This window comes from Pseudidiomarina fusca, from assembly GCF_032227045.1.
Lineage (GTDB): Bacteria > Pseudomonadota > Gammaproteobacteria > Enterobacterales > Alteromonadaceae > Pseudidiomarina > Pseudidiomarina fusca.
Genome location: NZ_JANFPJ010000069.1, coordinates 1 through 3,216, shown reverse-complemented (window position 1 = coordinate 3,216; position 3,216 = coordinate 1). Strand labels below are relative to the sequence as shown.

Genomic DNA, 3,216 nt, shown 5'->3' with positions numbered 1-3,216 from the left:
GTGGGGTTCTAGGGATTTTCCCCTCTAAAAAGACATAATCCTCTGTAGACCACACCAATAAATGGCTGCGGAGGTGGTTTACTTTCAGCTTGGAGCCTAATCATCCACTATCGGCCTTGTTATTTCGCCAATATTGGGCAATTTCCCAGTATTAGTGAAGTTATACGTTCCGCTTAAGTTGATATTTTGCCACGCAACGGGCGAAACAGCACGAGTGATACCCGCTTTCTCTTCATCTCCTCTCGCTTCAAAGTGTCCCAGAAGATGACTCAGTATCGCGGAGTTGAAGTAGATGATCGCGTTGGCAAGCAATCTTGCGCATTCATTCCAGATAGCGATTTCAGACTCGTTTTTGCCACGGAACTGATCACCATTCACCGACGCAATGGCTCGTCTAAGGAAGTGCCATGCTTCTCCCCGGTTCAGGGCACGTTGCACATACTGCCGCAAACTGGCATCGTCGATGTAGTCAAGTAAATATTGCGCTTTAACCAGTCGATTATACTCCGTCAGAGCCTGTAATATTGGGTGTCCAGAAGGGTAACCAGACAACTTTCTTACCAGCATTGCTTGTGTCGTCCGCTTTGTCTGAAGTGACAGAACAATACGCCTGATATCTTGCCATCCCGTTGTAATAACATTCGTTCTGATAGGCTTCTTTAGCGCCAGTATGGTGCTGCCTTGTTCACTTTCAGTCACATCAAACAGATCATTGATGACACTACTGAACTGCGCGTATCGCGGTGCAAAACTGTAACCGCATAGATCCAGTAAGGCGAAGTTAACATGATTGACACCGTGTGTATCTGTCGAGAGTACGTCAGGTTTGATTTCACTGCTGTTGGATTGTAACAGGTCATAAATATAGTGTGATTCGTGCTCGTTGGAACCGATGATCCGAGCATTGAGGGCGCTGTGGTTGGCCACCAGTGTCATGGCCGTGATCCCTTTGTTGGTGCCGAAATACTTAGAGGAGTACCGGGTTTTAAAGGTTTCCAGATGGGTTTCGAATTTCTGACCATCCGCACTGGCATGCAGCTGGTCCTCCTGAATATGGTAGTGGCGGAAGATGGGTAGCGCTGCAACCGCATTATTGATCACGTCGCTGGCGTCATGCAGCGTTTCAGGCCGGATATAGTTGGCCTGCACCGTACTCAGGTGTTCATAGCTTCGATCGGAGATCTGCGCCATGCCATACACACCACGGTGAGTGGCGTTGGCAATCAGAATGGCCAGTAAATCATCCTGATGAGTGAACCCTTGTTTTTGTATCGGAAGTACATGAGTCAGACATTTCATGAACCCGGTTTCGCGCTCTACATACCGCAGTACATCCGCGATACCGACCGGTTGCATTCGCTTAAAAAAGGGATTGTTGACCAGAGATGTAGCGCTTTTGGTCGGCAGACGCCAGCGGGTACCGGTACGATTTTTCATGATCACATTTCGATTGTCTCCCTCATCAATATGGAGAGCAACGTCTTTGAGTGCACTTTCCAGCCGGTGTTGTTTCTCCTGTAACAATAACTCTGCGGGCTGTTTTAGTCTGTCCAGTGTTGATGAGGCCAGCAAGGTATCCTGCGATGTCTGGGGGATCAGGTCGTCTTCCAGTGCGCGGTATTTGGTAACATTTGGCAAATAAATGCGTCCATTCAGTCGTGAGGTTAACTGCCGGTAGAGCAGCCATTCGTAACGTTGCGGGTTAACGTTATCCTGTTTAACCAACCATGGGAGGTGCTTTTTCGGGATGAGCGACGTATCCATCGTCTTCAGTGGTCCACCGAATGCGATTTCCGTCTGCATCTGTTGAAGTTGGGCGACGACGGCTTCTGAGCCTTTACCGGCCTCACATTCAAGGCACAAGAACACCTGCCTTAACAGTTGCTCCAGGAGATTGCATTGTTCATCGTAATGTTGCCACTGGTACTCTTCCACGGTCCGTTTCTGTTTTTTCAGGTAAAGGCAGAGGGTCTGGATATCCCTGTCATTCATGACCTTCAATGCCTGTTGTCTGACTACTGAGAAGGGTTGATTATCATCAATGTTCTCATCCACAAACAGATGCAGTAACTCTGCCGCTTTCGTGACATTGTCCGCGGCTGACTGCCAGGACAGGAACACTGCTTGTTGTGCAAAGGTGTTGGCAGCTTCTTGTTGCTTGCGGATATGGTAAATGAACCCATCAGTTAACCGTTCCAGTGCCAGTTGTATCCGCTCTGTCAGGTGACATAGCAACCATAGATGCTGCTGTGCGCGTTTGAATCGTTTGAGTTTACTACCGTAATAGTTGATGAGCTCACCGAAGTGTTGTCGATTTTTAAGAGACAGATTAAGCCCATCGATAACGCCATTGATTTGCGTGCGCCATGGCGCTAACTGATGATAAAGGGCAAGCTCTTTTTTAAGTTCAGGTACGGTCAGACTTTTTGCACCGCCTCTGAGCTGGTTCAGGCTTAGTCCGTCATCAATGGCTGTTATGCTGTCCAGAAAGACGTGAAGTTCAGGACTGGTGAGTTGATTAAGTTGGTGCGCCAGGTCTTTTCTGACCTGCTGCATCGCTCTGCTTATCAGTCTCTGGAGTACGGTGTACCTAGGGATAGCAATGCTGTGACTGGTTAGGAATTCAATAGCAGTATCAAAGAGGTAACGCGGCTCCAGCCAGGCATTGCCCACCTGAACAAGGTGGTCGAAAAGAGAATTGAAGTGCTGACTTTCGTCCCATTTGTGATAACCAGCAAGGTCTAATACTTTTGCGTAGAGTCGATCTTTTTGTTTTTGTGAGGGAGTGAATGGTCTGAGCCCCTTGCCGCCAAGCAGCTCTTTACTGATGAACATTAAATCCTTAGAAACCTGCGAGTAAGCGATATCTAGGATGACGGGCTTTGATTTGAAGTATCCCAAAATCGCGACAAAGTAACATCTACGAGCTCTGAGACGAATTGACCGAAAAACTGCCAATTCCGCATCGTTCAGAGAAAAGTACAGACGTTGTTCTTCGATTGAAAAAATGGGTGGGGAATAAAGATCTGCCTGTTCTGCTCTCGTGAGAATAGTAATTTCGTTTTTGATGGCCATATCAGGGCTGTTCCGTATTAAATGTACGATATTTACCTAATTTGCCACACTTATAAGTAGTAACCCACCTCCGCAGCCATTTATTGGTGTGGTCTACAGAGGATTAAGTCTTTTTAGAGGGGAAAATCCCTAGAACCCCAT

At 47.4% G+C, this 3,216-nt stretch carries 1 protein-coding gene; it reads right to left on the bottom strand.

Annotation, left to right across the window (positions count from 1 at the left end; translation table 11 throughout):
- Positions 1-96 precede the first annotated feature (96 nt).
- Positions 97-3,075, bottom strand: a complete 2,979-nt coding sequence (locus tag NOG12_RS13010; RefSeq protein WP_313933486.1) for a Tn3 family transposase — start codon at positions 3,073-3,075, stop codon at positions 97-99.
- Between the last annotated feature and the right edge of the window lie 141 nt (positions 3,076-3,216).